This window comes from Pseudomonas sp. NBRC 111124, from assembly GCF_001320245.1.
In the GTDB taxonomy this organism is placed as follows: domain Bacteria; phylum Pseudomonadota; class Gammaproteobacteria; order Pseudomonadales; family Pseudomonadaceae; genus Aquipseudomonas.
This window is the reverse complement of the sequence record NZ_BCBA01000032.1, coordinates 1-25,039: the sequence shown is the minus strand read 5'-3', so window position 1 is coordinate 25,039 and position 25,039 is coordinate 1. Positions and strand designations below refer to the sequence as shown.

Genomic DNA, 25,039 nt, shown 5'->3' with positions numbered 1-25,039 from the left:
GCGGGCACGCCCGCTCCCACAGGGATCGCACAGTACTTGAAGCTTGTGCATGACCCTGTGGGAGCGGGCGTGCCCGCGAAGAGGCCGGCGCGATTTACCGATTTTTCACACCTCATGCGGATAATGCGCGGATCTTCGCCCATTCCCCCAGGATTTTTGCATGCCAGCATCCACCAGCGCCCCCGCATCCCCCAAACGCCGCTTCTACCTGCGCTGGCCCTTCGGCCTGGCCGTCGCAGCGGTGATTGGTTACGGCGTGGCCATTGCCATGCACTGGGATGACCGCGGCATGCTGTGGGTCAAGGAAGGCTTCGAAAGCAGCGCCGAGCGTAGCGAAAGCGTGTGGCTGCCGGACTACCAAGTCGATATCGACGCCAAGGTGCTGCCGGGCATGGAGGATGACGAAGCTTCGGACATCGCCTACAGCCCGCACACCCGCACGCTGTTCGCGGTGATGGGCAAAAACCCGTTTCTGGTCGAGCTCAACCTCGACGGTGACGTGCTGCGCAAGATTCCGTTGGTAGGCTGGAGCAACCCGGAAGGCGTCGCCGTGATGGAAGATGGCCATGTGGCGATCACCGATGAACGCCTGCACGACCTCACCGTGGTCAAAGTCGACGCGCAAACAACCTCGCTGAATCACGCTGACTTCCAGAGCCATGACTTGGGCGAGTCGATCAAGAGCAACAAGGGCTTCGAAGGCCTGGCCTGGGACCCGATGCGTCAGCGCCTGGTGATTGGCGAGGAGCGGCCGCCGAAGCTGTATACCTGGAGCAGCGACGGGCGCAGCCCGCTCAAAGGTGACAAGCAGGCGCTGGCCAGCGACGAACTCGACCTGCGCAACCTGTCGGCCCTTGGGGTCGACCCGCGCACCGGGCATCTGTTGGTGTTGTCAGCCGATTCCAACATGCTGCTGGAGCTTGACGAGCAAGGCCAGCAAGTCAGCTTCATGACCTTGCTGGGTGGCTTCAACGGCCTGCAGCACACCATTCCGCGTGCCGAAGGCGTTGCCATGGACGATCAGGGCAACCTGTACATGGTCAGCGAGCCGAACCTGTTCTATCGCTTCAAGAAAAACGACTGACCGGGGCGTTCGGCCCGCTCGCGAATGCCGTTACTCGGCCTTCAGGGTCTTCATGCCTTCGGCGGTGCCCAGCAGCAGCAGGTCCGCCGGGCGCGCTGCGAACAGGCCGTTGGTCACCACGCCGACGATGGCATTGATCTGAGCTTCCAGCTCCACCGGGTTGGTGATCTGCAGGTTGTACACATCGAGGATCACGTTGCCGTTGTCGGTCACGACCCCTTCACGGTACACCGGGTCGCCGCCCAGCTTGACCAGCTGACGCGCCACGTGGCTGCGGGCCATCGGGATGACCTCGACCGGTAGCGGGAAGGCGCCCAGCACGGGCACCAGCTTGCTGCCATCGGCGATGCAGATGAAGGTCTTGGCCACGGCCGCGACGATCTTCTCGCGGGTCAGGGCCGCGCCACCGCCTTTGATCAGGTTCAGGTGCGCGTCGCTTTCGTCGGCGCCGTCAACATAGAACTCCAGCTCGCTGACGCTGTTCAGCTCGTAGACCGGGATGCCATGGCCCTTCAGACGCTGCGCCGTGGCCTCGGAGCTGGCGACCGCGCCATCGAAGGCGGTCTTGTGCTGGGCCAGGGCGTCAATGAAGAAATTGGCGGTCGAACCGGTGCCGACGCCGACGACGCTCTTTACATCCAGCTTCGGCAGAATGAAGTCGACAGCGGCCTGGGCGACGGCCTGTTTGAGTTGGTCCTGGGTCATGCGGGCTCCGGAAAGGGGCAGGGCGGTAGTCAAAGGAGCCTAGTATAACGGCTCGGGCGGCTTTGCTGTGGTCGCCCGACGTAGCGCTGGGGTAGACTCGCAGCCCTTGTCCCGCGGCCAGTGATGCTTTCCCGATGCTCGAACAGTACGTCAAGAAGATCCTCACCTCGCGCGTCTACGACGTCGCCGTCGAAACCCCGTTGCACAGCGCCGGGCAGCTGAGCAAGCGCCTGGGCAACCAGATTCTGCTCAAGCGCGAAGACTTGCAGCCGGTGTTCTCGTTCAAGATCCGCGGGGCGTACAACAAGCTGGCGCAGCTGACCCAGGAAGAACTGGCCCGTGGCGTGGTCACCGCATCGGCCGGCAATCATGCCCAGGGCCTAGCCCTGGCGGCCCGCGAGCTGGGCATCAAGGCCACCATCGTGATGCCCAAGACCACCCCGGAGATCAAGGTCGAAGGCGTGCGCTCGCGCGGCGGCAAGGTGGTGCTGCATGGCGATTCGTTCCCAGAAGCACTGGCCTACTCGCTGAAGCTGGTCGACGAGAAAGGCTTCGTCTACATCCACCCCTATGACGACCCGCACACCATTGCCGGCCAGGGCACCGTGGCGATGGAAATCCTTCGTCAGCACCCGGGCCAGCTGGACGCGATCTTCGTCCCGGTGGGCGGCGGTGGCCTGATTGCCGGCATCGCGGCTTATGTGAAATACCTGCGCCCGGAAATCAAGGTGATCGGTGTCGAGCCCGACGACTCCAACTGCCTGCAGGCAGCGATGGCGGCTGGCGAGCGCGTGGTGCTGCCGCAGGTCGGGCTGTTCGCCGACGGCGTGGCGGTGGCGCAGATCGGTCAGCACACCTTCGACATCTGCCGCCACCATGTGGATGAGGTGGTGACGGTCAGCACCGATGAAATCTGCGCGGCGATCAAGGATATCTACGACGATACCCGCTCGATCACCGAACCTGCTGGCGCCTTGGGCGTGGCAGGCATCAAGAAGTACGTGGAGCTCAAGGGCGTGACCGGGCAGACCCTGGTTGCCATCGACTCGGGCGCCAACGTCAACTTCGACCGCCTGCGCCATGTGGCCGAGCGTGCCGAGCTGGGCGAGAAGCGCGAAGCGATCATTGCCGTGACCATCCCCGAGCGCCCGGGCAGCTTCAAGGCCTTCTGCGAGGCCATCGGCAAGCGCCAGATCACCGAGTTCAACTACCGCAAGCACACCTCTGACGAAGCGCACATTTTTGTCGGCGTGCAAACTCACCCCGAAAACGACCCAAGGGCGGCACTGGTTCAGAACCTGATCGACCAGGGCTTCCCGGTGACTGACCTGACCGACAACGAACTGGCCAAACTGCACATCCGCCATATGGTCGGTGGCCATTCGGCCGGTGCCAGCGACGAGATCGTGCTGCGCTTCGAGTTCCCCGAGCGGCCGGGTGCGTTGTTCAACTTCCTCACCAAGCTGGGCGGGCGCTGGAATATTTCGATGTTCCACTACCGCAACCACGGCGCAGCTGACGGGCGCGTGGTGGCAGGCTTGCAGGTGCCGGAGGACGAGCGCCACCTGGTGCCGGCGGCGCTGGCCAAAATCGGTTACCCGTACTGGGACGAGACCGACAACCCAGCGTACAAGCTGTTCCTGGGTTGAGCGGCTAAGCTTGGCTTAACGCTCAAGGATGTGAAGACATGGAACACCTGACCACCCTCAAGACCCTGCACATCATCGCCACCGCATTGCTGCTGCTGGGCGCCCTGGGCCTGACGATCTGGACCGTGCGGGCCCGTCGCCAAGGTGATGCCGAGGCCTATGCCAAACTGCTGCGCCGGCCGCTGGTGTTTGTCTGGCTGGTGATGGGGGTGTGCCTGGTGAGCATGCCGTTCACCGGCTGGTGGCTGGTGCACCTTGTGGGCTGGCCGCTAGGGCAGACCTGGGTGCTCGCTTCCAGCGTCATCTATACCCTCGGTGCCTTTGCCGGGTGGTGGCTGCTGGTGCGGCTGAACCGGCTGCGCAAGGCCGAGGTGGTGGGGTTGCGGTTTACCCTGGCCCTGGCGGTGTTCAGCGGGGTGTGCTTTCTGTCCATCGCCGGCCTGATGGGCGCCAAGCCCGTCTGACAGCCTTGTGCTGGCCATGCCGGCCTCTTCGCGGGCACAGAAAGTCTCAATCCCTCAGCGAAACCACCGGCCATCCACGTTTCTCGGCCTCTGCTCGCAAGTTCGGGTCTGGGTCCACTGCCACCGCATGCGCCACCCGCTCCAGCAACGGCAGGTCATTCATCGAGTCGCTGTAGAAATAGCTGTCTTCCAGGTCGAACCCGTTCTCCAGCATCCAGCGCTCCAGCCGCGTCACCTTGCCTTCACGAAAACAGGCTATATCGGTACTACGCCCGGTATAGCGGCCGTCGAGCGTCTCGCATTCGGTCGCCAGCAGCACGCGCACACCCAGGCGGCGGGCAATCGGTGCGGTGACGAAACGGTTGGTGGCGGTGATGATCACCAACTGGTCGCCGGCCTCGCGGTGCTGCTGGAGCAAGGCCAGGGCCTTGGGCAGGATGATCGGCTCGATGCAGTCGCGCATGAAGTCGCGGTGCCATTGGTCGAGCTGGGCGGGCTCGGTGGCTGCAAGAATCTCCATGGAAAAGGCCAGGTAGGCCTGCAGGTCCAGGGTGCCGTTCAGGTAGTCCTGGTAGAAAGCGTCGTTGCGTTGTTTGTACGCGACCGGGTCGAGAATGCCCCGTTCGCACAGGTAGTCACCCCAGGCGTGGTCACTGTCGCCACCGAGGAGGGTATTGTCCAGGTCGAATAAAGCCAGGCGCATCGCGGTCACTCGTGTCAGCCACAGGGTAGGCCCGCAGAATACGGAGTTTTCACCGCGCTGCACATAAGCTTGGCGGGCGCGTTGCTGCGCTCGCAAGCTTTGTGGAACAATGCGGTGACATGCGTTTGCGAGGTTGCTGCCGTGATCGACCCGGATGGTTTTCGCCCCAATGTTGGGATCATTCTGACGAATGATGCCGGGCAGGTGCTATGGGCTCGACGGATCAACCAGGATGCCTGGCAATTCCCCCAGGGTGGTATCAACCCTGACGAGACGCCGGAAGATGCCCTGTACCGCGAGCTGAACGAAGAAGTTGGCCTTGAACGCGATGATGTGGAAATTCTTGCCTGCACCCGCGGCTGGTTGCGTTATCGTTTACCCCAGCGGCTGGTCCGCACCCACAGCCAACCGCTGTGCATCGGCCAGAAGCAAAAGTGGTTTCTGCTGCGCCTGGTGAGCAATGAACAACGGGTGCGGATGGACCTGACCGGCAAGCCGGAATTCGACGGCTGGCGCTGGGTCAGCTATTGGTACCCGCTGGGCCAGGTGGTGACATTCAAGCGTGAAGTCTACCGCCGCGCCCTGAAAGAGCTTGCACCGCGTCTGCTGACGCGCGACTGACGACGGAGTTCGACCCCGAGCCATGCTCAATACGCTGCGCAAGATCGTCCAGGAAGTGAACTCCGCCAAAGATCTCAAGACGGCGTTGGGGATCATTGTCTTGCGCGTCAAGGAGGCCATGGGCAGCCAGGTCTGCTCGGTGTACCTGCTCGACCCGGAAACCAACCGCTTCGTGCTGATGGCTACCGAAGGCCTGAACAAGCGCTCCATCGGCAAAGTCAGCATGGCTCCCAACGAAGGCCTGGTCGGCCTGGTCGGTACCCGGGAAGAGCCGCTGAACCTGGAGAACGCCGCCGATCACCCGCGTTATCGCTACTTCGCCGAAACCGGCGAAGAAAAATTCGCCTCCTTCCTCGGCGCGCCGATCATCCACCACCGCCGTGTGGTTGGTGTGCTGGTCATCCAGCAGAAGGAGCGCCGCCAGTTCGATGAAGGCGAAGAAGCCTTCCTCGTCACCATGAGCGCCCAGCTCGCCGGGGTTATCGCCCATGCGGAAGCCACCGGCTCGATCCGTGGCCTGGGGCGCCAGGGCAAAGGCATTCAGGAAGCGCGTTTCGTCGGTGTGCCAGGCTCGCCGGGCGCCGCTGTCGGGCGTGCCGTGGTCATGCTGCCGCCGGCCGACCTCGAAGTGGTGCCGGACAAGGCCGTCGACGACATCGACGCCGAACTGAAACTGTTCAACAACGCGCTCGAAGGCGTGCGCGCCGACATGCGCAAGCTGTCGGCCAAGCTGGCGACCCAGCTGCGCCCGGAAGAGCGCGCACTGTTCGATGTGTACTTGATGATGCTCGAAGACGCCGCCCTCGGTGGCGAGGTGGTCGAAGTCATCAAGACCGGCCAGTGGGCCCAGGGTGCCCTGCGCCAAGTGGTGGGCGAGCACGTCAACCGCTTCGAACTGATGGATGACGACTACCTGCGCGAGCGCGCCTCGGATGTGAAGGACCTTGGCCGGCGCCTGCTGGCCTACCTGCAGGAAGCCCGCTCGCAGTCGCTGGTGTATGCCGACAACACCATTCTGGTCAGTGAAGAACTGACCCCGGCGATGCTCGGCGAAGTGCCGGAAGGCAAGCTGGTGGGCCTGGTCTCGGTATTGGGCTCGGGCAACTCCCACGTCGCCATCCTGGCGCGCGCCATGGGCATCCCGACGGTGATGGGCCTGGTCGACCTGCCGTATTCCAAGGTCGACGGCATCGAGCTGATCGTCGACGGCTACAAGGGTGAGGTGTTCACCAACCCCAGCGAGGTGCTGCGCAAGCAGTACAGCGAAGTGGTGGAGGAAGAACGCCAGCTGGCCCAGGGCCTCGACGCCCTGCGCGAACTGCCGTGCGTCACCCCCGACGGTCATCGCATGCCGCTGTGGGTCAATACCGGCCTGCTCGCCGATGTGGCCCGTGCACAGCAGCGCGGTGCCGAAGGGGTTGGCCTGTACCGCACCGAAGTACCGTTCATGATTCAGCAGCGCTTCCCCAGCGAGAAAGAGCAGCTGGCGATCTACCGTGAGCAGTTGGCATCGTTCCATCCGTTGCCGGTGACCATGCGCACCCTCGACATCGGGGGTGACAAGGCGTTGTCGTATTTCCCGATCAAGGAAGAAAACCCGTTCCTCGGCTGGCGCGGCATCCGCGTTACCCTCGATCACCCGGAAATCTTCCTGGTACAGACCCGCGCCATGCTCAAGGCCAGCGAAGGCCTGAACAACCTGCGCATCCTGCTGCCGATGATTTCCGGCATTCACGAACTGGAAGAAGCGCTCCACCTGATCCACCGTGCCTGGGGCGAGGTGCGCGATGAAGGCACCGACGTGCCGATGCCGCCGGTGGGCGTGATGGTGGAAATCCCGGCGGCGGTGTACCAGACCAAGGAGCTGGCGCGGCAGGTGGACTTCCTCTCGGTCGGTTCCAACGACCTGACCCAGTACCTGCTGGCGGTGGACCGCAACAACCCGCGGGTCGCCGACCTTTACGACTATCTGCACCCGGCGGTGCTGCAGGCGCTCAATACCGTGGTGCGTGATGCCCACGGCGAAGGCAAACCGGTGAGCATCTGCGGCGAGATGGCCGGTGATCCGGCTGCAGCGATCCTGTTGATGGCCATGGGCTTCGATAGCCTGTCGATGAACGCCACCAACCTGCCGAAGGTGAAGTGGATGCTGCGCCAGGTGAACATGAGCAAGGCCAAGGAACTGCTGGTCGACGCCCTTAGCCATGATAACCCGCAAGTTATCCACAGCTCGCTGCAGTTGGCCCTGAAGAACCTTGGGCTGGCGCGCATGATCGGGCCAGGGGCCAACAAACCCCTCTGAAGTTGCATAGGTCATGCCGGCCTCTTCGCGGGGCAAGCCCGCTCCTACAGGTGTGCGCGCTCCTTGTAGGAGCGGGCTTGCCCCGCGAATGGGCCGGTGCAGACAGCATCAAACCTCCAAGCTGACTTCCCCTAGATGCCCGCCGAAGGGCCCAAAACTGCGTTCAACCAGCCGCCTTCTGCCTTGATCATCGACAATCAGCACGGTGCTCGCCCGGGTGCCATAGTTCTGGCTGGCAATAAACACACTCGACAGCAACCTCTCGGTCGCCATCCCCACGCCAGTCTCTGGTAGTTCACTGTCGCCTGCCGGCTCGTTATCCGCCAGCAACGCCAGCAACCGCTGCGGATCTGCTGTCTCAAGCAGCGCTTCCAGCCCAGTGCGCGCCTTCACCAGCTTCGGCCACGGCGTATCCAGCCCGGCATTGGAAAGCCCGTACACCCCGGCTTCGAGCAAGCGCGGCGCCACGTCCCGGGCATGCAGGTAGCCCAACTGATGAGCGTCACCCACCAGCAGGTTGAACCCTGAGTATTGCCCGCTGCGGCTGGCGACCTGGTCGAGGTAGGTTTCCACCCCCAGTTCACCCTGCAGATACGCCGCCACCAGCTCGCCTCGCGAGCGCGGCCCCAGCGCCTGCCCTGGGTCACGAATATTGGTCAGCGCCGCAAAGCGCCCCTGGGGGCCGACGCCCAGCCAGGTTCCGCCAGCTTCGAGGTCGCGCCCGGCATGCACCGCGGGTGTATCTTCCCAGGCCGCCAGGGCCTGGGTCGGCCGGGCGTAGAACTCGTCACGGTTGGCCGCGACGATCAGCGGCAGGGCATGCCCTGGCCGCCAGGCGAATACGATCAGGCACATAGGTTGGGCCTCTGTGTTTTTGCCCACTGTACCCACTGCGCGGGTGTCGATCCATCCTGTCACAGAGTTCACTAGAGCCACGTGCCCGGCTTCCGTTACCATGCCGGATTGTTTTCTTGGGGAAGACGAATGGAATTCGTGCTCTATCTGCTGTTGGGCGCCTGCGCCGGCGTGCTGGCCGGGCTGTTCGGCGTGGGCGGCGGTATCATCATCGTGCCGGTGCTGGTGTTTAGCTTCACCCTGCAAGGCTTCGACGCGTCGGTACTCACTCACCTGGCCGTCGGTACTTCGCTGGCGACCATCGTCTTCACCTCGATCAATGCCGTACTTGAGCACCACCGCAAGGGCGCGGTGCAATGGCCGATCTTCGCCTGGATGACCCTCGGTATCCTCATCGGCGCCGGTATCGGCGCCAAGACCGCTTCGTTGATCCAGGGCCCTCAGCTGCAGAAGATCATCGGCGTGTTCGCCCTGATCATCGCTGCACAGATGGCCCTGGACCTCAAGCCCAAGGCCAGCCGTGACATCCCTGGCAAGCCTGCTTTGATCGGCGCCGGCGGGGTGATCGGCTGGGCTTCGGCCATCTTCGGCATTGGCGGCGGCTCGCTGACCGTGCCATTCCTGACCTGGCGCGGGCTGCCGATGCAGAAAGCCGTGGCGACCTCATCGGCCTGCGGCCTGCCGATTGCCCTGGCCAGCGCCCTGAGCTTCATGCTGCTGGGCTGGCACGAGCAACACCTGCCGCCCCACAGCTTTGGTTTCGTCTACCTGCCGGCGCTGGTCGGCATTGCCGTGACCAGCATGTTTTTCGCACGCTTCGGCGCGCGCCTGGCGCACAAGCTGTCGCCACGCCTGTTGAAACGCCTGTTCGCAGCCTTGCTGTTCTGCGTCGGCCTCAGCTTTCTGATTTGAACCAAGAGGAAGTTCCATGCTGCCTTACCCGCAGATAGACCCCGTGGCCGTAGCCCTCGGGCCACTGAAAATCCACTGGTACGGCCTGATGTACCTGGTTGGCATTGGCGGCGCCTGGCTGCTGGCTTCGCGCCGGCTTAACCGCTTCGACCCGACCTGGACCCGCGAAAAGCTTTCCGACCTGGTGTTCTGGCTGTCGATGGGGGTTATTGTCGGTGGGCGCCTGGGTTACGTACTGTTCTATGACCTGCACGCCTACCTGGCCAACCCGACACTGATCTTCGAAGTGTGGAAGGGCGGCATGTCGTTCCACGGCGGCTTCATTGGCGTGATGCTGGCCGCGCTGTGGTTCGGCAAGCGCAACAACAAGTCGTTCTTCGAACTGATGGACTTCGTCGCGCCGCTGGTGCCGATCGGCCTGGGCGCCGGGCGTATCGGCAACTTCATCAACGCCGAGCTGTGGGGCAAGCCCACCGACGTGCCATGGGCGATGATCTTCCCGCCTTTCAGCGACCCGGCCCAGCTGCCGCGCCACCCGTCGCAGCTGTACCAGTTCGCCCTGGAAGGCGTGGCGCTGTTCGTTATCCTCTGGTTGTACTCACGCAAGCCGCGGCCAACCATGGCGGTTTCCGGCATGTTTGCGCTGTTCTACGGCATCTTCCGCTTCATCGTGGAATTCGTCCGTGTGCCGGACGCGCAGCTCGGTTACATCGCCTGGGGCTGGCTGACCATGGGTCAGATTCTCTGTGTGCCGATGATCCTGGCTGGCCTTGGCCTGATCTGGTGGGCTTATAATCGCAAACCCACGGCGAAACCCGCCTGATTATTCCCACGGCAGGGGTGATCCCCCTGCCGTTTTTGTTACAGGTAAGCCATGAAACAGTATCTGGACCTGGTCCGCGACGTCATCGAGAACGGCACGCTGCAGGGCAACCGCACCGGCATCCGCACCATCAGCCTGCCGGGCGCCATGCTGCGTTTCGACCTGCAGAAGGGCTTCCCGGCCATCACCACGCGCAAGCTGGCGTTCAAGTCGGCCATCGGTGAGATGGTCGGCTTCCTGCGTGGCGTGAAGAACGCCGGTGAGTTCCGCGAGCTGGGCTGCAAGGTTTGGGACCAGAACGCCAACGAGAACGCCCAGTGGCTGGCCAACCCGTTCCGCCAGGGCCATGACGACCTCGGCGAGATCTACGGCGTGCAATGGCGCCAGTGGCCGGGCTATAAGCGCATCCCGCTGAGCAACCCGGCGGCCATCGAAATGGCTGAGCAGGCTGGCTTCCGCCGCATTGCCCAGGACGAGGAGGACGGCGTCGCGTTCGTCATCCTGTACAAGGCCATCGACCAGGTGCGCCAGTGCCTGGACACCATCGCCAATGACCCGGGCAGCCGGCGCATCCTGTTCCATGGCTGGAACTGTGCCCAGCTTGACGAAATGGCCCTGCCGCCGTGCCACCTGCTGTACCAGTTCCACCCGAATGTCGAGACCAAGGAAATTTCCCTGACCCTCTACATCCGCTCCAACGACTTGGGCCTGGGCACGCCGTTCAACCTCACCGAAGGCGCGGCGCTGCTGTCGCTGTTCGGCCGCCTGACCGGCTACACCCCGCGCTGGTTCACCTACTTCATTGGCGATGCCCATGTGTATGAGAATCACCTGGACATGCTCAACGAGCAGCTCAAGCGCGAGCCGCTGGAAGCGCCGAAGCTGGTGATCAGTGACCGCGTGCCGGAATTTGCCAAGACCGGCAAGTACGAGCCGGAGTGGCTGGAGAAGATCGAGCCGAGCGATTTCAGCCTGGAAGGCTATGAGCACCATGCGCCGATGACGGCGCCGATGGCGGTCTGAGAGGTCTTGGTTGCCTGAGCTGGCCTATTCGCGGGCACGCCCGCTCCCACAGGAGTTCCCACAGGCCTGAAGGCTTGTGCGATCCCAGTGGGAGCGGGCGTGCCCGCGAATGTTTTCCAGTTAGTGCCCGTGACTTCGGCCCACATGCGAATGCTCGGTGTCCGGTACCGATACCGCCCCGTTCGTCTCCAGTTGCTGCAAGATCGCGCATTCCGCCCCCTGCGCATTGCAGCGCCGCCGCAGTTCCACCAGCTGTTCCTGCAACGCCACCAACCCATCGATCCGTGCCTGCACATGCTCGATATGCTCATCGATCAGCGCATTGACGCTGCCGCACGAGTCGTCGGGGCTGTCGCGCAGGCGTAACAGGCTGCGGATCTCGTCCAGGGTCATGTCCAGCGTTCGGCAGTTGCGGATGAAGGTCAGCCGCTCGACGTGGGCCTGGGTGTACTGCCGGTAATTGCCTTCGGTGCGCGCCGGCTCCGGCAGCAGGTGTTCACGCTCGTAGTACCGGATGGTTTCCACGGCGCAATCGGTGGCTTTGGCCAGTTCTCCGATCTTCATGACAAATCTCCAGCAAGTGGCTTGACCCTATAGTGGCTACAGGGTGTTCACTTGGCAACAGGCTCAATTTAAGGATGACCCCATGAACCAGCCTGTCAGCCACGAACACAAGCATTCACACGATCATGCCCATGGCGATGAAGGCCATGGCCATGCCGCTCACGACCGCAGCTGCTGTGGCTCCAGCGCCGCGCCCGCTTTGGTGCAACTGAGCGAGAAGGCCAGCAGCCACGCGCAGCTCAGCCGCTTTCGCATCGACGCCATGGACTGCCCTACCGAGCAGACCCTGATCCAGGACAAGCTGGGCAAGCTGGCTGGCATCGAGCAGCTGGAATTCAACCTGATCAACCGCGTGCTTGGTGTGCGCCATACCCTGAACGGCACGGGCGAAATCGAGCGCGTCATCGACAGCCTGGGCATGAAGGCTGAGCCGCTGACCGCTGAAGGCGACGGCAGCGCCGCCGCCGCTCAGCCGCACAAGACCCAGTGGTGGCCGCTGGCCCTGTCGGGTACTGCCGCGATCGCCGCCGAAATCGTGCATTTCGCCAACCTCGCACCGCAATGGCTAGTTGCTGTGCTCGCGCTGGCTGCGATCCTCGGCTGCGGCCTTGGCACCTACAAGAAGGGCTGGATCGCACTGAAGAACCGCAACCTCAACATCAATGCGCTGATGAGCATTGCCGTGACCGGCGCCGTGCTGATTGGTCAGTGGCCGGAAGCGGCCATGGTCATGGTGCTGTTCAGCGTCGCCGAGCTGATCGAGGCGCGCTCGCTGGACCGTGCGCGCAATGCCATCGGCGGGCTCATGCAGCTGGCGCCGGACATGGCCACGGTGCAGCAGGCCGATGGCCAGTGGCATGAGTTGGAGGTGCGTGAGGTGTCAATCGGTGCCTTGGTCCGGGTGCGCCCGGGCGAACGCATCGGCCTGGATGGCCAGGTCGTCAGCGGGCAATCCAGCGTTGATCAGGCGCCGATTACCGGTGAAAGCCTGCCTGTGGAAAAGGCTGCGGGGGACAAGCTGTTCGCCGGCACCATCAACCAGGCCGGTGCCTTGGAGTACCGCGTGACGGCGGTTGCCGGGCAGTCGACTTTGGCGCGCATCATCAAGGCCGTCGAAGAGGCACAGGGTGCGCGTGCGCCTACCCAGCGCTTCGTCGACCAGTTCTCGCGCATCTACACTCCGGCGGTGTTCGCCGTGGCCCTGGCGGTGGCGGTGATTCCGCCGCTGTTCATGGCCGGTGGCTGGTTCGACTGGGTGTACCGCGCGCTTGTACTGCTGGTGGTGGCTTGCCCCTGTGCCCTGGTCATTTCTACCCCGGTGACCATCGTCAGTGGCTTGGCCGCTGCGGCGCGCAAAGGCATCCTGATCAAGGGCGGGATCTACCTGGAAGGTGGGCGCAAGCTGGACTTCCTGGCACTCGACAAGACCGGCACCATCACCCACGGCAAACCGGTGCAAACCGATGCCAAGGTGCTTGAACCCCTGTTCGAGGGCCGCGCCCAGGCGTTGGCGGCAAGCCTGGCCGACCGTTCCGATCACCCGGTGTCGGGTGCCATCGCCCAGTTCGCCAAGGCGCATAACCTACCGCTGAGCGAGGTCAGCGAATTTGCCGCCCTGGCCGGCCGCGGCGTGCGCGGCGATATCGACGGGGAAACCTACCACCTGGGCAATCACCGGCTGGTCGAGGAGCTGGGCCTGTGCTCGCCGGCGCTGGAAGCCCAACTGGATACGCTGGAGCGCCAGGGCAAGACCGTGGTCTTGCTGCTCGACCGTTCCGGGCCGTTGGCACTGTTCGCCGTGGCCGACACGGTCAAGGACAGCAGCCGCCAGGCCATCGCCGAACTGCATGCGCTGGGTATCAAGACCGTCATGCTGACCGGCGACAATCCGCACACTGCCCAAGCCATCGCCGCCCAGGTGGGTATTGATCGCGCTGAGGGCAACCTGCTGCCGGCCGACAAGCTGCAGAGCATCGAGCAGCTGTACGCCGAAGGGCACCGGGTGGGTATGGTCGGTGATGGCATCAATGACGCACCAGCCTTGGCCCGCGCCGAAATCGGCTTCGCCATGGCGGCGGCCGGCACCGACACGGCGATCGAGACTGCCGACGTGGCGCTGATGGATGACGACTTGCGCAAAATCCCGGCGTTCGTCAGGCTGTCGCGCCAAAGTGCGGCGATCCTGACGCAGAACATCGTTCTGGCGCTGGGCATCAAGGCAATATTCCTGGCGATCACCTTTGCCGGCATGGCCACCCTGTGGATGGCGGTGTTCGCCGACATGGGCGTGAGCCTGCTGGTGGTGTTCAACGGTCTGCGCCTGCTGCGCAAATGAGGTCATGCAATGCTGAGTGCCGAGCTCAAAGCCTTCTACATGGTGGCCCGCCTGGGCAGCATCACCCTGGCGGCGAAGAAGCTCGGGCTCAGCCAGCCGACCGTGACCACGCAGATCCGCAACCTGGAAAGCCACTATGCGGTGGAGCTGTTCTACCGCGGTGGTCGGCGTCTGGTGTTGAGCGAGGAGGGCGTGCGCTTGTTGCCGATGGTGAAGGCGCTGTTGCAGCAGGAGGCCGACATCGAGTTCGAGTTGCGCAACAGCGGCCAGGCCCAGGGCAGCTTGCGCATTGCCGCCACCGCGCCCTACTACATCCTCGACCTGGTGAAGATCTTCCGCGAGCGCCTGCCTCAGGTCGAAGTGATGGTGGAGATCGGCAATTCGCAGCAGGTGCTGGAGATGCTCGAGGACTACCGGGTGGACATCGCCGCCTCGTCACAGCTGGTCGAGGATGCGCGGCTGGTACGCCGGGTGCTGGGCACCGATCCGCTGGTAGTAGCAGTGCACCGCAATCATCCGCTGGCCCATCGGCAGGCGGTATCCATCGATGTGGTCGCGGGGCATTGCCTGCTGATGCGCGAGAAGGGCTCGACTACACGCAAGCTGACCGAGCAGATGCTGCTGGAGGCCGGGGTCAAGGCCGGAGCGTTGCTGGAGATCGGCAGCCGCGAGTCGATCCGCGAGGCGGTGCTGCGCAATATCGGCATCAGCGTGATTGCCCGGCACGAGGTGCCGCATAACCCGGAGCTGCAGGTGCTGGCGCTGGAGAACGCGCCGGTGATGCATGAATACCTGTATTGCCTGAAAGAGAGGCGGCAAGCCAGGTTGCCGGCGGCCTTCCTTGGTGTGGCGCAGGAAGTGGTGGGTTCACAGTTTTAGATCTGTGTTGCTGGCTTCGCGGGCGTGCCCGCGAAGAGGCCCGCAAGGACACTACAAAATCTGCCTATACCACTATCACCGGCTTTTGCCCAAACGCCACAGAACCTTCGCACAGCCTTCCTAGCATGGCCCTCACTTGTTCGATGAGGCCTTGCCATGAACCACGCTACCCCGGGCGCACAGATGAAGGTGCGCGGTATCCACAAACGTTTCGGTGCCTTCACGGCGCTCAACGACGTGTCTCTGGACATCGCCGCTGGCGAACTGGTGTGCCTGCTCGGTCCGTCCGGTTGCGGCAAGACCACCCTGCTGCGCTGCATCGCCGGCCTCGAACGCCAGGACCGTGGCGCGCTGTACATCGGTGAGCGCGATATCTCCGAACTGCCTCCCCAGGCACGGGATTACGGCATCCTGTTCCAGTCCTACGCGCTGTTCCCCAACCTCACCGTCGAAGCCAACATCGCCTACGGCCTGAGTGGCAGCAACCGCGACCAGAGCCGTCAGCGTGTGGCAGACATGCTCGAACTGGTCGGCCTGTCCGGAAGCGAAAAGAAGTACCCCGGCCAGCTGTCCGGCGGCCAGCAGCAACGTGTGGCCTTGGCCCGTGCGCTGGCACCTGCGCCGTCGCTGCTGCTGCTCGACGAACCGATGTCGGCGCTGGATGCCCGCGTGCGCGAGCATCTGTGCACCGAGCTGCGCCAGCTGCAGCGCCAGCTGGGTATTACCACGTTGATGGTGACCCACAACCAGGACGAGGCCATGCTCATGGCCGACCGCATCGCGGTGATGAACAACGGTCAGGTCGAGCAATATGCGACCCCGCAGGAAATCTACGACCAGCCCGCCACGCCGTTCGTTGCCGAATTCGTCGGCCAAGGCAACTGGCTGCCGTTCCAGCGCAGCAGCGAGAGCCACGCCCAGGTCGGCGCCATGAGTATGCGCCTGGCGACCAACGCAGGGACCGCCCGCAGTGGCCGGCTGTTCTGCCGCCCGGAGGCGATCACCATCAACCCGGTGATGCATGAGGAAAACCTGTTCCCGGCCAAGGTTCGTGAGATCACCTTCCTAGGCAACCGCTGCCGCATGAGCTTCGAGCTCAAGGCCCTGCCGGGCCATGCGCTGCTCGCCGAACTGGCACCCGAAGCCATGCCGCGCCTGGGCTCTCAGGACATCTGGGTGGCGTTGCCACCGCAGAGCCTGCAGGTGTTTGCCTGAGATGGCCGCGCCAATGTCCCTGCCGTTGACCCAGGCCAATGATGCGCGACGCGGCGATGTCGCCCTGGGTGACCGGCTGTTCATCGTCGGTGGCAAGAGTTTGCTGCTGGTCCTTCTGCTGCTGGCCGTGGTGATGCCGCTGCTGGCCATATTCTGGAAAGGCTTCAGCGGTGAAGCTGGCCAGGGTGGTGGCGTGCTGGCCGCCCGCGAACTGCTCGCCAGCGAGAACTTCCATTGGCTGCTCGGCAACAGCCTGTCGGTGGCCTTCACCGTGGCGGCGATCGTGGTACCGCTGGCTTACCTGTTCGCCTACGCCCTGCAGCGCACGCTGATCCCGGCCAAGGGCCTGTGGCGCGGCATCTCGCTGCTGCCGCTGCTGGCGCCGTCGATGCTCCCGGCCATCGCGCTGGTCTACCTGTTCGGCAACCAGGGCCTGCTGCGCAGCCTGCTTAGCGATAACATCTACGGCTTCTGGGGCATTGTTCTCGGCGAGGCCATCTACACCTTCCCCCATGCGCTGATGATCCTGCTCTCGGCGCTGTCGCTGGCCGACGCACGGCTGTTCGATGCTGCCTCGAGCATGGGCGCCGGGCCGTGCCGGGCATTCTGCAGCATCACCTGGCCTGCCACGCGTCAGGCGGTGTTCGCCGCGTTCTGCCTGGTATTCACCCTGACCATCACCGACTTCGGCGTGCCGGTCGTGGTCGGCGGTGATTATCAGGTGCTGGCACTGGAAGCCTACAAGGCGGTGGTCGGTCAGCAGCAGTTCGGCCGTGGCGCCTTGATCGGCATGGTCCTGCTGCTGCCGGCGCTGCTCAGCTTCGGCGTCGATGCCTGGCTGCGTCGGCGCCAGGGCGAGGCCATGAGCGGCCGGGCCCAGGTGTTCGAGCCCAAGCCTTCGCGTGGCCGTGATGCCTGCTTCCTGGCCATCGTGCTGCTGGTCTGCGCGGCACTGCTGGTGGTGATCGGCATGGCGGTGTACTCGTCGCTGGTGACGTTCTGGCCGTACAACCTGACCCTGTCGTTCAAGCACTATATGTTCGACGACACCGCCGGTGGCGGCTGGCTGGCCTACCGCAACAGCGTGACCATGGCCCTGTGCACTGCATTGATCGGCAGCCTCGTGATCTTCACGGGGGCCTACCTGATGGAGAAAACCCAGGGTCAGCGCCTGCTCAACCAGGCCTTGCGCCTGCTCAGCTTCATTCCCATGGCGGTGCCTGGGTTGGTGCTGGGCCTGGGCTACGTGTTCTTCTTCAACCTCAGCGGCAACCCATTGCACGTGTTCTATGGCGGCATGGCGCTGTTGGTGCTGTGCACCATCGCCCACTACCTGACCACCGCGCAGATGACCGCCGCCACCGCGCTGCGCCAGCTCGACGGCGAGTTCGAGGCCGCCGCGCTGTCGCTCAAGGCGCCGCTTTACAAGCACTTCGTGCGGGTTACCGTGCCGATCTGCTTGCCGGCGCTGCTTGACATCATCCGCTACCTGTTCGTCTCGGCGATGACCACCGTATCGGCGGCGATCTTCCTCTACAGCCCCGACACCATCCTCGCCGCCGTTGCTGTGTTGAACATGGACGATGCCGGCAACGTTGGCGGCGCCGCCGCCATGTCGACCCTGATCCTGCTGACCAGCGCCGCCGCCTCGCTGCTGCTGGCTGCAGCTTCGCGCGGCCTGCTGCGCCGTTCCCAAGCCTGGCGCCAGCGCGCGCCTGGCCATTGACCGCCTGCCCATACCCATAGGAAACGCATCATGTTCAAGCCCCTCGCACTTGCCGCTGCCGTATCCGCCGTATTCAGCCTGCAGGCCTCGGCCGCAGCCACCCAGCTGACCGTCTATACCGCCTTGGAAGCCGAGCAGCTCAAGAGCTACAAACAGGCCTTCGAAAAGGCCAACCCGGACATCGAGATCAAATGGGTGCGGGATTCCACCGGCATCATCACCGCCAAGCTGCTGGCCGAGAAAGACCGCCCGCAAGCCGACGCTGTCTGGGGCCTGGCCGCTTCCAGCCTGGCCATCCTCGACCAGAACGGCATGCTCGAAGCCTACGCACCGAAAGACCTGGGTAAGATTTCCGCCAATTACCGCGACGCCGCCAACCCGCCAGCCTGGGTCGGCATGGACGTGTGGGCCGCGACCATCTGCTTCAACACTGTCGAAGCCGAAAAACAGGGCCTGAGCAAACCGGTGAGCTGGCAGGACCTGACCAAGCCTGAGTACAAGGGCAAGATCGTCATGCCTAACCCGGCTTCGTCCGGCACCGGCTTCCTCGACGTCAGCGCCTGGCTGCAGACCTTCGGCGAGCCGCAGGGCTGGGCCTACATGGACGGCCTGCACCAGAACATTGGCCAGTATGTGCACTCCGGCTCCAAGCCGTGCAAGCTGGCGGCGGCGGGCGAGTTCCCGATCGGCATCTCGTTCGAATACCCGGCCGTGCAGCTCAAGCGCCAGGGCGCGCCGCTGGATATCGTGCTGCCGAAGGAAGGCCTGGGCTGGGAGATCGAGGCAACCGCCGTGATCAAGGGCTCGCCGAAGGCTGACGCAGCCAAGCGCCTGGCCGACTTCTCGGCAAGCCCGGCGGCCATGGACCTGTACAAGGACAACTTTGCCGTATTGGCCGCACCGGGCATTGCCAAGCCGCAGACCGAGCTGCCGGCGGATTATGAACAGCGCCTGATCAAGAACGACTTTGCCTGGGCCTCGAAGAATCGTGACGAGATCCTGACCGAATGGCGCAAGCGTTATGACGGCAAGTCGGAGAAAGTGGCCTCGCAGTGATTGGGTGATGGCTAGCAGGTGTATGCCTTTGAGTACTTGGTGGCTGTGATATCGAGCGCCGCGCGGGCGGCGCTCGATATCACAGCGCCTCAAATCTGTGCGACCAGCGCCTCTAGCTGTTCTTGCCGCTCAGCCTGGTTGGGCTTCGCCCCTGGGTTGAGCGTCGACCACTGCGGATGCGCCCGCGCCTTGCTCAAGGCCTCCGGCAGCTTACCCTCGCGCCAGGCCTTCTCATCCAGTTCGCCCAGCCGAATGCTGTCCTGCGCCGCATGCCCGCGGCCATCCAGCGCCACCATCAACTGTTGCTGACGCAACGCCAGCAACCGCAGCACCGTGTCATCCACCGTCAGCTCGCGTTGGCCCTTGAGCTTGCCCATGAGCCGCGACCCATAGTTGCGCGCCGTCTGCAGCGCGCCACCGGCAATTGCGCCGGCCAGCGCGGCAGCGCCGAGGGTCAGGCCGCCAACCAGCAGGTCAACGCCGGCACCGGCTGCAGCACCGGCCGCCACGCCGCTACCCAGGCGCACGCCAAGCAGCTTCAGGGTCTCGGGATTGAACAGGTCATCGCCCCAGCGACCATCCAGCAATGGCAAGTCACCGGCATTGGCATCCTCGCGGCGGAAGGCATACAGCTTGAGCAGGGCCTCCACACAACGCTGCTCACGTTGGCGCACATCCTTGCGCAAGGCCTCGATGGCTTTGGCTTCAGCTGCTGGCTCAGCCTCGACGCTGCGCCGGCAAGCGGCGCAGTCGAGCAGCAGTTCGGCGATCAGCCGCTTGCCACTCTGTTGACGCGCCAAGCGCTGGGCCTGCTGGTCGTCGATCAACCGTTGCAGGGCCGGTCGGGCTTCTTCCAGCAGCAGTGCCAGGCTCTCGTACAGCCGACGTTCACCATCTTCCGGCGGGGCCACGCTGTCGAACCGTACCAATGCGTGAAGCCCAAGCCGGGCAAGGGCTTCACGCCATTGCGGTTCGCGGTGCTGGCTGCTGGCAACGAAGTTGAGTACCGGCAGCAGTGGCTTGCCGCAGCTGGCCAGCACTTCCAGTTCGTCGCGGTACTTGGCCAGCACCGGCTCGCGTGCGTCGATCACATACAGGCCGGCATTGCTCGCCAGGAGTTGGCGCAGCACCTTGGCTTCCTGCTCGAAGCGTTGACGCGCCTCGCTGCCTTGCAGGAAGCGTTCGAGGCGGGCCGGGCCGTCTAGGCGTTCGCCGGGGCGCTCCAGGCGTTCGAGGTAGTCCAGCAGGGCGATGGCGTCTTCCAGGCCGGGGGTATCGTAGAGCTCAAGCAGCGGTTCGCCGTCCACCGACAGCCGTGCACCCTCGACATGGCGGGTAGTGCTGGGGCGGTGCGAGACCTCGCCGAAGCCGACGTCGCGGGTGAGCGTGCGCAGCAGCGAGGTCTTGCCGACATTGGTGTGGCCGACCACGGCCAGTTTCAGCGGCTCAGTCATGACCATGCTCCAGCCAGTTCAGGGGCGAGGTGTCGGCGTGGGGCAGGCCGAGGCGGTCGAGGGCGTCGTGCCAGTCGCCCAGCCGTTCGGCGTCCAGGGCTTGGCCCGGCGCGGCCTGGAGCAGCCAGATACGCGTGGCGCCGGCATTGCGTGCCAGTTCGGCAAGCAGCGCCAGGCTGCCGCGGTCTGGCGAGCGGCGTGGGTCGCAGGCGATGGCCAGGCGTGCCGGCGGGAAGCGGCTGAGCTGCTCCAGCAGCTTGTTACGTGATTCGCGACTGTCGAGCACGCCAGCGTTGGTCACCGTTTTGGGTAGGGCAGGCGGCCAGGGACGTTGATCGTCGAGTTCCAGGCCTACCAGCAAGGCGCCGCTGCTGCCGCTTTCCAGCTGGCCAGCCTGGAACTGCGGCAGTGCTTCGGGGGCGGCATCCTGCACGCCGATGCGTTCGCTGCGCGGCATCAGGGCTTCGCGCAGTTGCGCGTAGCCGGGCAGGCTGAGGTCCAGTGTCAGCCGGGCACGGCCCTGGCGCCAGCGCCACAGGCACAATCCGGCCAGCAGCAGGCGCGGCAGCAGGCCATACACCAGCACCACGCCGAGCAGCCAGCTGGCCCAGGCTTGGCGGGCGATATCCAGGGCTGGCAGGGTGTCGCCGCTGGCGCGGATCATGGCCTCGTCCGGCACGGCGAAACCGAGCAGCGCGGGCAGTGCGCCGAGGGCTTGGGTCAGGTGAATGAATGGGTCGGCAGCCAGCAGGGTGGTTTCCCAGACGAAGCCGTAGCGACGGGTTGCGAGCAAGGTCAGCAACAGGACCAGCGCTGCGACCATCGCCAGTAGCCACAGGCCGTGCACAAGGGCGCCAAGCAGCCAGCGGTTCAGGCGCTGGCGTTGCAGCAACACCAGCAGTGCTGGCCCCAGGTGCGCGGCCTTGGCATCGCGGGCGAAGCGTTCACTCAGCCACAACCACAGGCGGCCGAGGCTGGCGCCGTGCTCGCCGCTCAAGGCAAAGCCAACGGCCCAGCCCAGCAGCATCAGCAGGTTCAGACCGAGCAGGCTGCCCAGTGCCCAGAACACGTTGACCGGGCGCTGGCCGTCGCCCAAGGCGGCAAAGGCCAGGCCTGCGCCGCTGAAAACGGCCAGCAGCATCAGGGCCAGCAGCGCCAGGCGGGCGCCCTGCTTCCAGTGGCGAAGGGCCGTGGTCATGCCATCGCGCTCGGCCAGCCAGAGCGCGCGGGTTTCGATGCGCCCTGCCAGGTCGCCACCTTGCTGGCGGGCGTGGCGGTTGGCCTCCTGGTCGTCCAGCAGGCCTGCATGTTCCTCGCGCAGGCGTACCGCTTCGGTGAGCCAGCGCTTGTCCAGTGGAGTCGGTGCAGTCACAAGGTCTTCCATTGCGTGGTTCAGGGCAGAAGCATAACCCACACGCCCGGTGCTATCCTCGCTGGCATGAATACATCACTCCCCCTCAGCCTGATTGCGGCTCACGCCGAGAACCGCGTGATCGGCATCGACAACACCATGCCCTGGCACCTGCCGGGGGACTTCAAGTACTTCAAGGCCACCACCTTGGGCAAACCGATCATCATGGGACGCAAGACCTGGGACTCACTGGGCCGACCGTTGCCGGGGCGTTTGAATATCGTGGTCAGCCGGCAGGCGGGCCTGGAACTGGCCGGGGCCGAGGTGTTCGCCTCGCTAGAGGCCGCGGTGGCGCGGGCCGAGCAGTGGGCGCGCGAGCAGGGCGTTGGCGAACTGATGCTGATTGGCGGGGCGCAGCTTTATGCGCAGGCGCTAGAGAAGGGGCTGGTTAGCCGGATGTACCTGACGCGAGTGGAACTGGCACCGGAGGGTGATGCCTGGTTCCCTGAGTTTGATGAGGGCCAGTGGAAGCTGATGTCGAGCGAGGCTCAGGCTGAAGAAGGCAAGCCGGCCTACCACTTCGAGGTTTGGGACAGGATCTGAATTGCCGGGGCTGCCAAGCAGCCCCGGCAATCCGTCAGGAATGGCTCAGTTCGGCATGCTCGTCGCCGGCCAGCACATCCTTGTCGGTTTCCTTCAACAGCTGGCTGGTCACCACGCCAGCAGTCATGGAGCCGTTCACGTTCAATGCCGTGCGGCCCATGTCGATCAGCGGCTCCACCGAAATCAGCAGTGCCACCAGCTCGACCGGCAGGCCCATGGCAGGCAGCACGATCAGCGCGGCGAAAGTCGCACCGCCACCCACGCCAGCCACACCCGCCGAACTCAGCGTCACGATTGCCACCAGGGTCGCGATCCACAACGGGTCGAAGGTATCGATGCCCACTGCTGGTGCCACCATTACCGCCAACATGGCTGGATAGAGGCCCGCGCAGCCGTTCTGGCCAATGGTGGTGCCGAACGATGCACTGAAGCTGGCAATCGACTGCGGCACGCCCAGGCGGCGGGTTTGCGCTTCGATGTTCAGCGGGATGCTGGCGGCGCTGGAGCGGCTGGTGAAAGCAAAGGTCAGCACCGGCCAGACCTTGCGGAAGAAGCGCAGCGGACTGACGCCGGTGGCGGCGAGGATGATGCCGTGGACCACGAACATCAGCGCCAGGCCCAGGTACGACACCACCACGAAGCTGCCGAGCTTGAGGATGTCCTCCATGTTGGAGCTGGCCACCACCTTGGTCATCAGCGCCAGCACGCCATAGGGGGTGAGCTTCATCACCACGCGGACCAGGCGCATCACCCAGGCTTGCAGGGTATCGATGGCCGACAGGGCACGCTCGCCCTTCGCGGCGTCATCCTTGATCAGCTGCAGCGCGGCCAGGCCGACGAACACGGCGAAGATCACCACGCTGATGATCGAGGTCGGTTTGGCTCGGGCCAAGTCGCCGACCGGGTTGCTCGGGATGAACGACAGCAGCAGCTGCGGGATATTCAGGTCGGCAACCTTGCCCACGTAGTCGCTGTGGATAACCTGCATGCGTGCGCTTTCCTGGGCGCCGGCCACCAGGCCTTCAGCGCTCAGGCCGAACAGGTTGGTCAGGACAATGCCGATCAGTGCGGCAATGGCGGTGGTCAGCAGCAGCGTGCCGATGCTCAGTACGCTGATGCGGCCCAGCGACGAAGCGTTATGCAGGCGGGCCACGGCGCTGAGGATCGAGGCGAAGATCAGCGGCATGACGATCATCTGAAGCAGGCCTACGTAGCCGTTGCCGACCAGGTCGAGCCAGCTGATGGTGGCCTTGAGTACCGGGTGGCCGGCACCGTAGAGGGTGTGCAGGACCAGGCCGAACGCCACGCCCAGCGCCAGGCCCAGCAGGACCTTCTTGGCCAGGCTCCAGTCGGTGCGGCGCGTTTGCGCCAGGCCCAGCAACAAGGCCAGGAACGCCAGCAGGTTGAGAGACAACGGCAGGTTCATTGAAGCTCCAGGAAAAAGCAGAAGAGGCATCGCCTCTGGTGAGCGATTGCGAACGGAAATGCTAACAGCCTGAAAACAAACGAATTTATACCCAAAAGTAATTTACTTAGTCGTTTATGGAATAACAGGTTGTCGCAGATAGCAATACACACGACGTTTACAGTTCAGTGAAGGTCGTTGTGAGAGGCCGGAATCGGCGAATGTTGCACTAGTTTTGCCGGGTCATTTCAGGAGATTCGTACATGAAATTCGCTCCGAAAGCCCTCGCCCTGGGTTTGTCCCTGCTGTTCAGTGTCGAAAGCTTCGCCACCGAGCTCAAGCACTGGCCTGCTGAAGCGGCCAAACAGCTCGACGCCATGATTGCTGCCAATGCCCATAAAGGTAACTACGCGGTCTTCGACATGGACAACACCAGCTACCGCTACGACCTTGAAGAAGCGCTGCTGCCGTTCATGGAAAACAAAGGCCTGCTGACCCGCGACAAGCTTGACCCGTCGCTCAAGCTGATCCCGTTCAAGGACACTGCCGAGCACAAGGAAAGCCTGTTCAGCTACTACTACCGCCTGTGCGAGATCGACGACATGGTTTGCTACCCGTGGGTGGCACAGGTGTTTGCCGGCTTCACCCTCAAGGAGCTGAAGGCTCAGGTCGATGAGCTGATGGCCTCGGCCAAACCAATCCCCAGCACCTATTTCGAAGGCGACCAGGTCAAGACCATCGAGGTGCAGCCGCCAAAGGTCTTCGCTGGCCAAGCAGAGCTGTATAACAAACTTATGGAGAACGGCATCGAGGTCTACGTGATCTCGGCGGCGTCCGAAGAGCTGGTGCGCATGGTCGCTGCCGATCCCAAGTACGGCTACAACGTCAAACCGCAGAACGTGATTGGCGTCAGCCTGTTGCTGAAGGATCGTGCGAACGGCCAGCTGACCACGGCGCGCAAGCAGATCAGCGCCGGGCAGTATGACGCCAAGGCCAACGAAGGGCTGGAGCTGACACCGTACCTGTGGACGCCGGCGACCTGGATGGCAGGCAAGCAGGCGGCGATCCTGACCTATATCGATGAGTGGAAGAAGCCGGTGCTGGTGGGGGGCGATACGCCAACCAGCGATGGCTACATGCAGTTCCATGGGGTGGATGTGAACAAGGGTGGCATCCACCTGTGGATAAACCGCAAGGCCAAGTACATGGACCAGTTGAACGGGATGATCGCCAAGAATGCGGCGGCGCAGGCCAAGGAGGGGTTGCCGGTGACGGCAGACAAGAACTGGGTGATCGTGACGCCGGAGCAG

The 25,039-nt window shown here is 64.0% G+C and carries 22 protein-coding genes; 15 read left to right on the top strand and 7 right to left on the bottom strand.

The window, feature by feature from the left end; translation table 11 throughout:
• The first annotated feature begins 160 nt into the window (after positions 1 to 160).
• Complete coding sequence (locus APH28_RS13200) at positions 161 to 1,084, top strand: SdiA-regulated domain-containing protein (protein WP_060509980.1); 924 nt, start codon at positions 161 to 163, stop codon at positions 1,082 to 1,084.
• A 30-nt stretch (positions 1,085 to 1,114) separates the two neighbouring features.
• Here the strand turns inward: APH28_RS13200 and rpiA are convergent, their stop codons facing one another.
• Positions 1,115 to 1,789 (bottom strand): ribose-5-phosphate isomerase RpiA, encoded by a 675-nt coding sequence (rpiA, locus tag APH28_RS13195; protein WP_060509978.1) that lies wholly within the window; start codon positions 1,787 to 1,789, stop codon positions 1,115 to 1,117.
• A gap of 134 nt (positions 1,790 to 1,923) precedes the next feature.
• On the opposite strand from rpiA, the gene ilvA reads away from it, so the two are divergent.
• Together ilvA and APH28_RS13185 are read left to right on the top strand one after the other, a co-directional pair.
• Positions 1,924 to 3,438, top strand: a complete 1,515-nt coding sequence (ilvA, locus tag APH28_RS13190; protein ID WP_060509976.1) for a threonine ammonia-lyase, biosynthetic — start codon at positions 1,924 to 1,926, stop codon at positions 3,436 to 3,438.
• A 38-nt stretch (positions 3,439 to 3,476) separates the two neighbouring features.
• The gene (locus APH28_RS13185) at positions 3,477 to 3,902 is read left to right on the top strand and encodes a DUF2269 domain-containing protein (RefSeq protein WP_060509974.1); all 426 of its coding nucleotides are present in this window, start codon (positions 3,477 to 3,479) and stop codon (positions 3,900 to 3,902) included.
• Positions 3,903 to 3,948: 46 nt separating this feature from the next.
• Here the strand turns inward: APH28_RS13185 and APH28_RS13180 are convergent, their stop codons facing one another.
• Positions 3,949 to 4,605 carry an HAD family phosphatase gene (locus APH28_RS13180; protein WP_060509971.1) on the bottom strand — a complete coding sequence of 219 codons (657 nt, stop codon included), beginning with the start codon at positions 4,603 to 4,605 and terminating at the stop codon, positions 3,949 to 3,951.
• Between the two features lie 141 nt (positions 4,606 to 4,746).
• Here APH28_RS13180 and APH28_RS13175 point away from each other — a divergent pair, with 141 nt between their 5' ends.
• Together APH28_RS13175 and ptsP are read left to right on the top strand one after the other, a co-directional pair.
• Positions 4,747 to 5,226: an RNA pyrophosphohydrolase gene (locus APH28_RS13175; RefSeq protein WP_003249017.1), complete on the top strand. Its 480-nt coding sequence runs from the start codon at positions 4,747 to 4,749 to the stop codon at positions 5,224 to 5,226.
• 22 nt (positions 5,227 to 5,248) lie between these two features.
• A complete protein-coding gene (gene ptsP, locus APH28_RS13170; protein ID WP_060509969.1) occupies positions 5,249 to 7,528 on the top strand; it encodes a phosphoenolpyruvate--protein phosphotransferase in 2,280 nt (759 codons plus the stop codon).
• 108 nt (positions 7,529 to 7,636) lie between these two features.
• On the opposite strand, the gene APH28_RS13165 is transcribed toward ptsP, so the two are convergent.
• The gene (locus APH28_RS13165) at positions 7,637 to 8,383 is read right to left on the bottom strand and encodes an NRDE family protein (protein WP_060509967.1); all 747 of its coding nucleotides are present in this window, start codon (positions 8,381 to 8,383) and stop codon (positions 7,637 to 7,639) included.
• A gap of 129 nt (positions 8,384 to 8,512) precedes the next feature.
• On the opposite strand from APH28_RS13165, the gene APH28_RS13160 reads away from it, so the two are divergent.
• Genes APH28_RS13160 through APH28_RS13150 form a run of 3 tightly spaced genes read left to right on the top strand, consistent with a single transcriptional unit; the run spans position 8,513 to position 11,141 of the window.
• Positions 8,513 to 9,295: a sulfite exporter TauE/SafE family protein gene (locus tag APH28_RS13160; RefSeq protein WP_060509964.1), complete on the top strand. Its 783-nt coding sequence runs from the start codon at positions 8,513 to 8,515 to the stop codon at positions 9,293 to 9,295.
• A gap of 16 nt (positions 9,296 to 9,311) precedes the next feature.
• Positions 9,312 to 10,118: a prolipoprotein diacylglyceryl transferase gene (lgt, locus tag APH28_RS13155; RefSeq protein ID WP_060509962.1), complete on the top strand. Its 807-nt coding sequence runs from the start codon at positions 9,312 to 9,314 to the stop codon at positions 10,116 to 10,118.
• A 51-nt stretch (positions 10,119 to 10,169) separates the two neighbouring features.
• Positions 10,170 to 11,141: a thymidylate synthase gene (locus APH28_RS13150; RefSeq protein WP_060509960.1), complete on the top strand. Its 972-nt coding sequence runs from the start codon at positions 10,170 to 10,172 to the stop codon at positions 11,139 to 11,141.
• 120 nt (positions 11,142 to 11,261) lie between these two features.
• Here the strand turns inward: APH28_RS13150 and cadR are convergent, their stop codons facing one another.
• Positions 11,262 to 11,705, bottom strand: a complete 444-nt coding sequence (cadR, locus tag APH28_RS13145) for a cadmium resistance transcriptional regulator CadR (protein WP_060509959.1) — start codon at positions 11,703 to 11,705, stop codon at positions 11,262 to 11,264.
• Positions 11,706 to 11,787: 82 nt separating this feature from the next.
• On the opposite strand from cadR, the gene APH28_RS13140 reads away from it, so the two are divergent.
• From APH28_RS13140 to APH28_RS13120, 5 genes are all read left to right on the top strand, one after another.
• Entirely contained in the window at positions 11,788 to 14,040 is a 2,253-nt protein-coding gene (locus tag APH28_RS13140; RefSeq protein WP_060509957.1) for a heavy metal translocating P-type ATPase, read from the top strand.
• Positions 14,041 to 14,049: 9 nt separating this feature from the next.
• The gene (locus APH28_RS13135) at positions 14,050 to 14,919 is read left to right on the top strand and encodes a LysR family transcriptional regulator (RefSeq protein ID WP_060509955.1); all 870 of its coding nucleotides are present in this window, start codon (positions 14,050 to 14,052) and stop codon (positions 14,917 to 14,919) included.
• A gap of 156 nt (positions 14,920 to 15,075) precedes the next feature.
• Entirely contained in the window at positions 15,076 to 16,134 is a 1,059-nt protein-coding gene (locus tag APH28_RS13130; protein WP_060509953.1) for a putative 2-aminoethylphosphonate ABC transporter ATP-binding protein, read from the top strand.
• A 1-nt stretch (position 16,135) separates the two neighbouring features.
• On the top strand, positions 16,136 to 17,860 hold the full coding sequence (locus APH28_RS13125) for a putative 2-aminoethylphosphonate ABC transporter permease subunit (RefSeq protein WP_060509951.1): 1,725 nt from the start codon (positions 16,136 to 16,138) through the stop codon (positions 17,858 to 17,860).
• Positions 17,861 to 17,890: 30 nt separating this feature from the next.
• Positions 17,891 to 18,916 (top strand): putative 2-aminoethylphosphonate ABC transporter substrate-binding protein, encoded by a 1,026-nt coding sequence (locus APH28_RS13120; RefSeq protein ID WP_060509949.1) that lies wholly within the window; start codon positions 17,891 to 17,893, stop codon positions 18,914 to 18,916.
• Between the two features lie 89 nt (positions 18,917 to 19,005).
• Here the strand turns inward: APH28_RS13120 and APH28_RS13115 are convergent, their stop codons facing one another.
• Positions 19,006 to 20,370 carry a GTPase/DUF3482 domain-containing protein gene (locus APH28_RS13115; protein WP_060509947.1) on the bottom strand — a complete coding sequence of 455 codons (1,365 nt, stop codon included), beginning with the start codon at positions 20,368 to 20,370 and terminating at the stop codon, positions 19,006 to 19,008.
• A complete protein-coding gene (locus APH28_RS13110) occupies positions 20,363 to 21,754 on the bottom strand; it encodes a DUF2868 domain-containing protein (RefSeq protein ID WP_060509946.1) in 1,392 nt (463 codons plus the stop codon). The genes APH28_RS13115 and APH28_RS13110 overlap by 8 nt, the downstream gene beginning before the upstream one ends.
• A 54-nt stretch (positions 21,755 to 21,808) precedes the next feature.
• On the opposite strand from APH28_RS13110, the gene APH28_RS13105 reads away from it, so the two are divergent.
• Complete coding sequence (locus APH28_RS13105) at positions 21,809 to 22,324, top strand: dihydrofolate reductase (RefSeq protein ID WP_060509944.1); 516 nt, start codon at positions 21,809 to 21,811, stop codon at positions 22,322 to 22,324.
• Between the two features lie 34 nt (positions 22,325 to 22,358).
• Here the strand turns inward: APH28_RS13105 and APH28_RS13100 are convergent, their stop codons facing one another.
• Positions 22,359 to 23,750 (bottom strand): L-cystine transporter, encoded by a 1,392-nt coding sequence (locus APH28_RS13100; protein WP_060509943.1) that lies wholly within the window; start codon positions 23,748 to 23,750, stop codon positions 22,359 to 22,361.
• A 242-nt stretch (positions 23,751 to 23,992) separates the two neighbouring features.
• Here APH28_RS13100 and APH28_RS13095 point away from each other — a divergent pair.
• On the top strand, positions 23,993 to 25,039 hold a 1,047-nt coding region (locus APH28_RS13095), incomplete at its 3' end, for a phosphorylcholine phosphatase (RefSeq protein WP_060509941.1).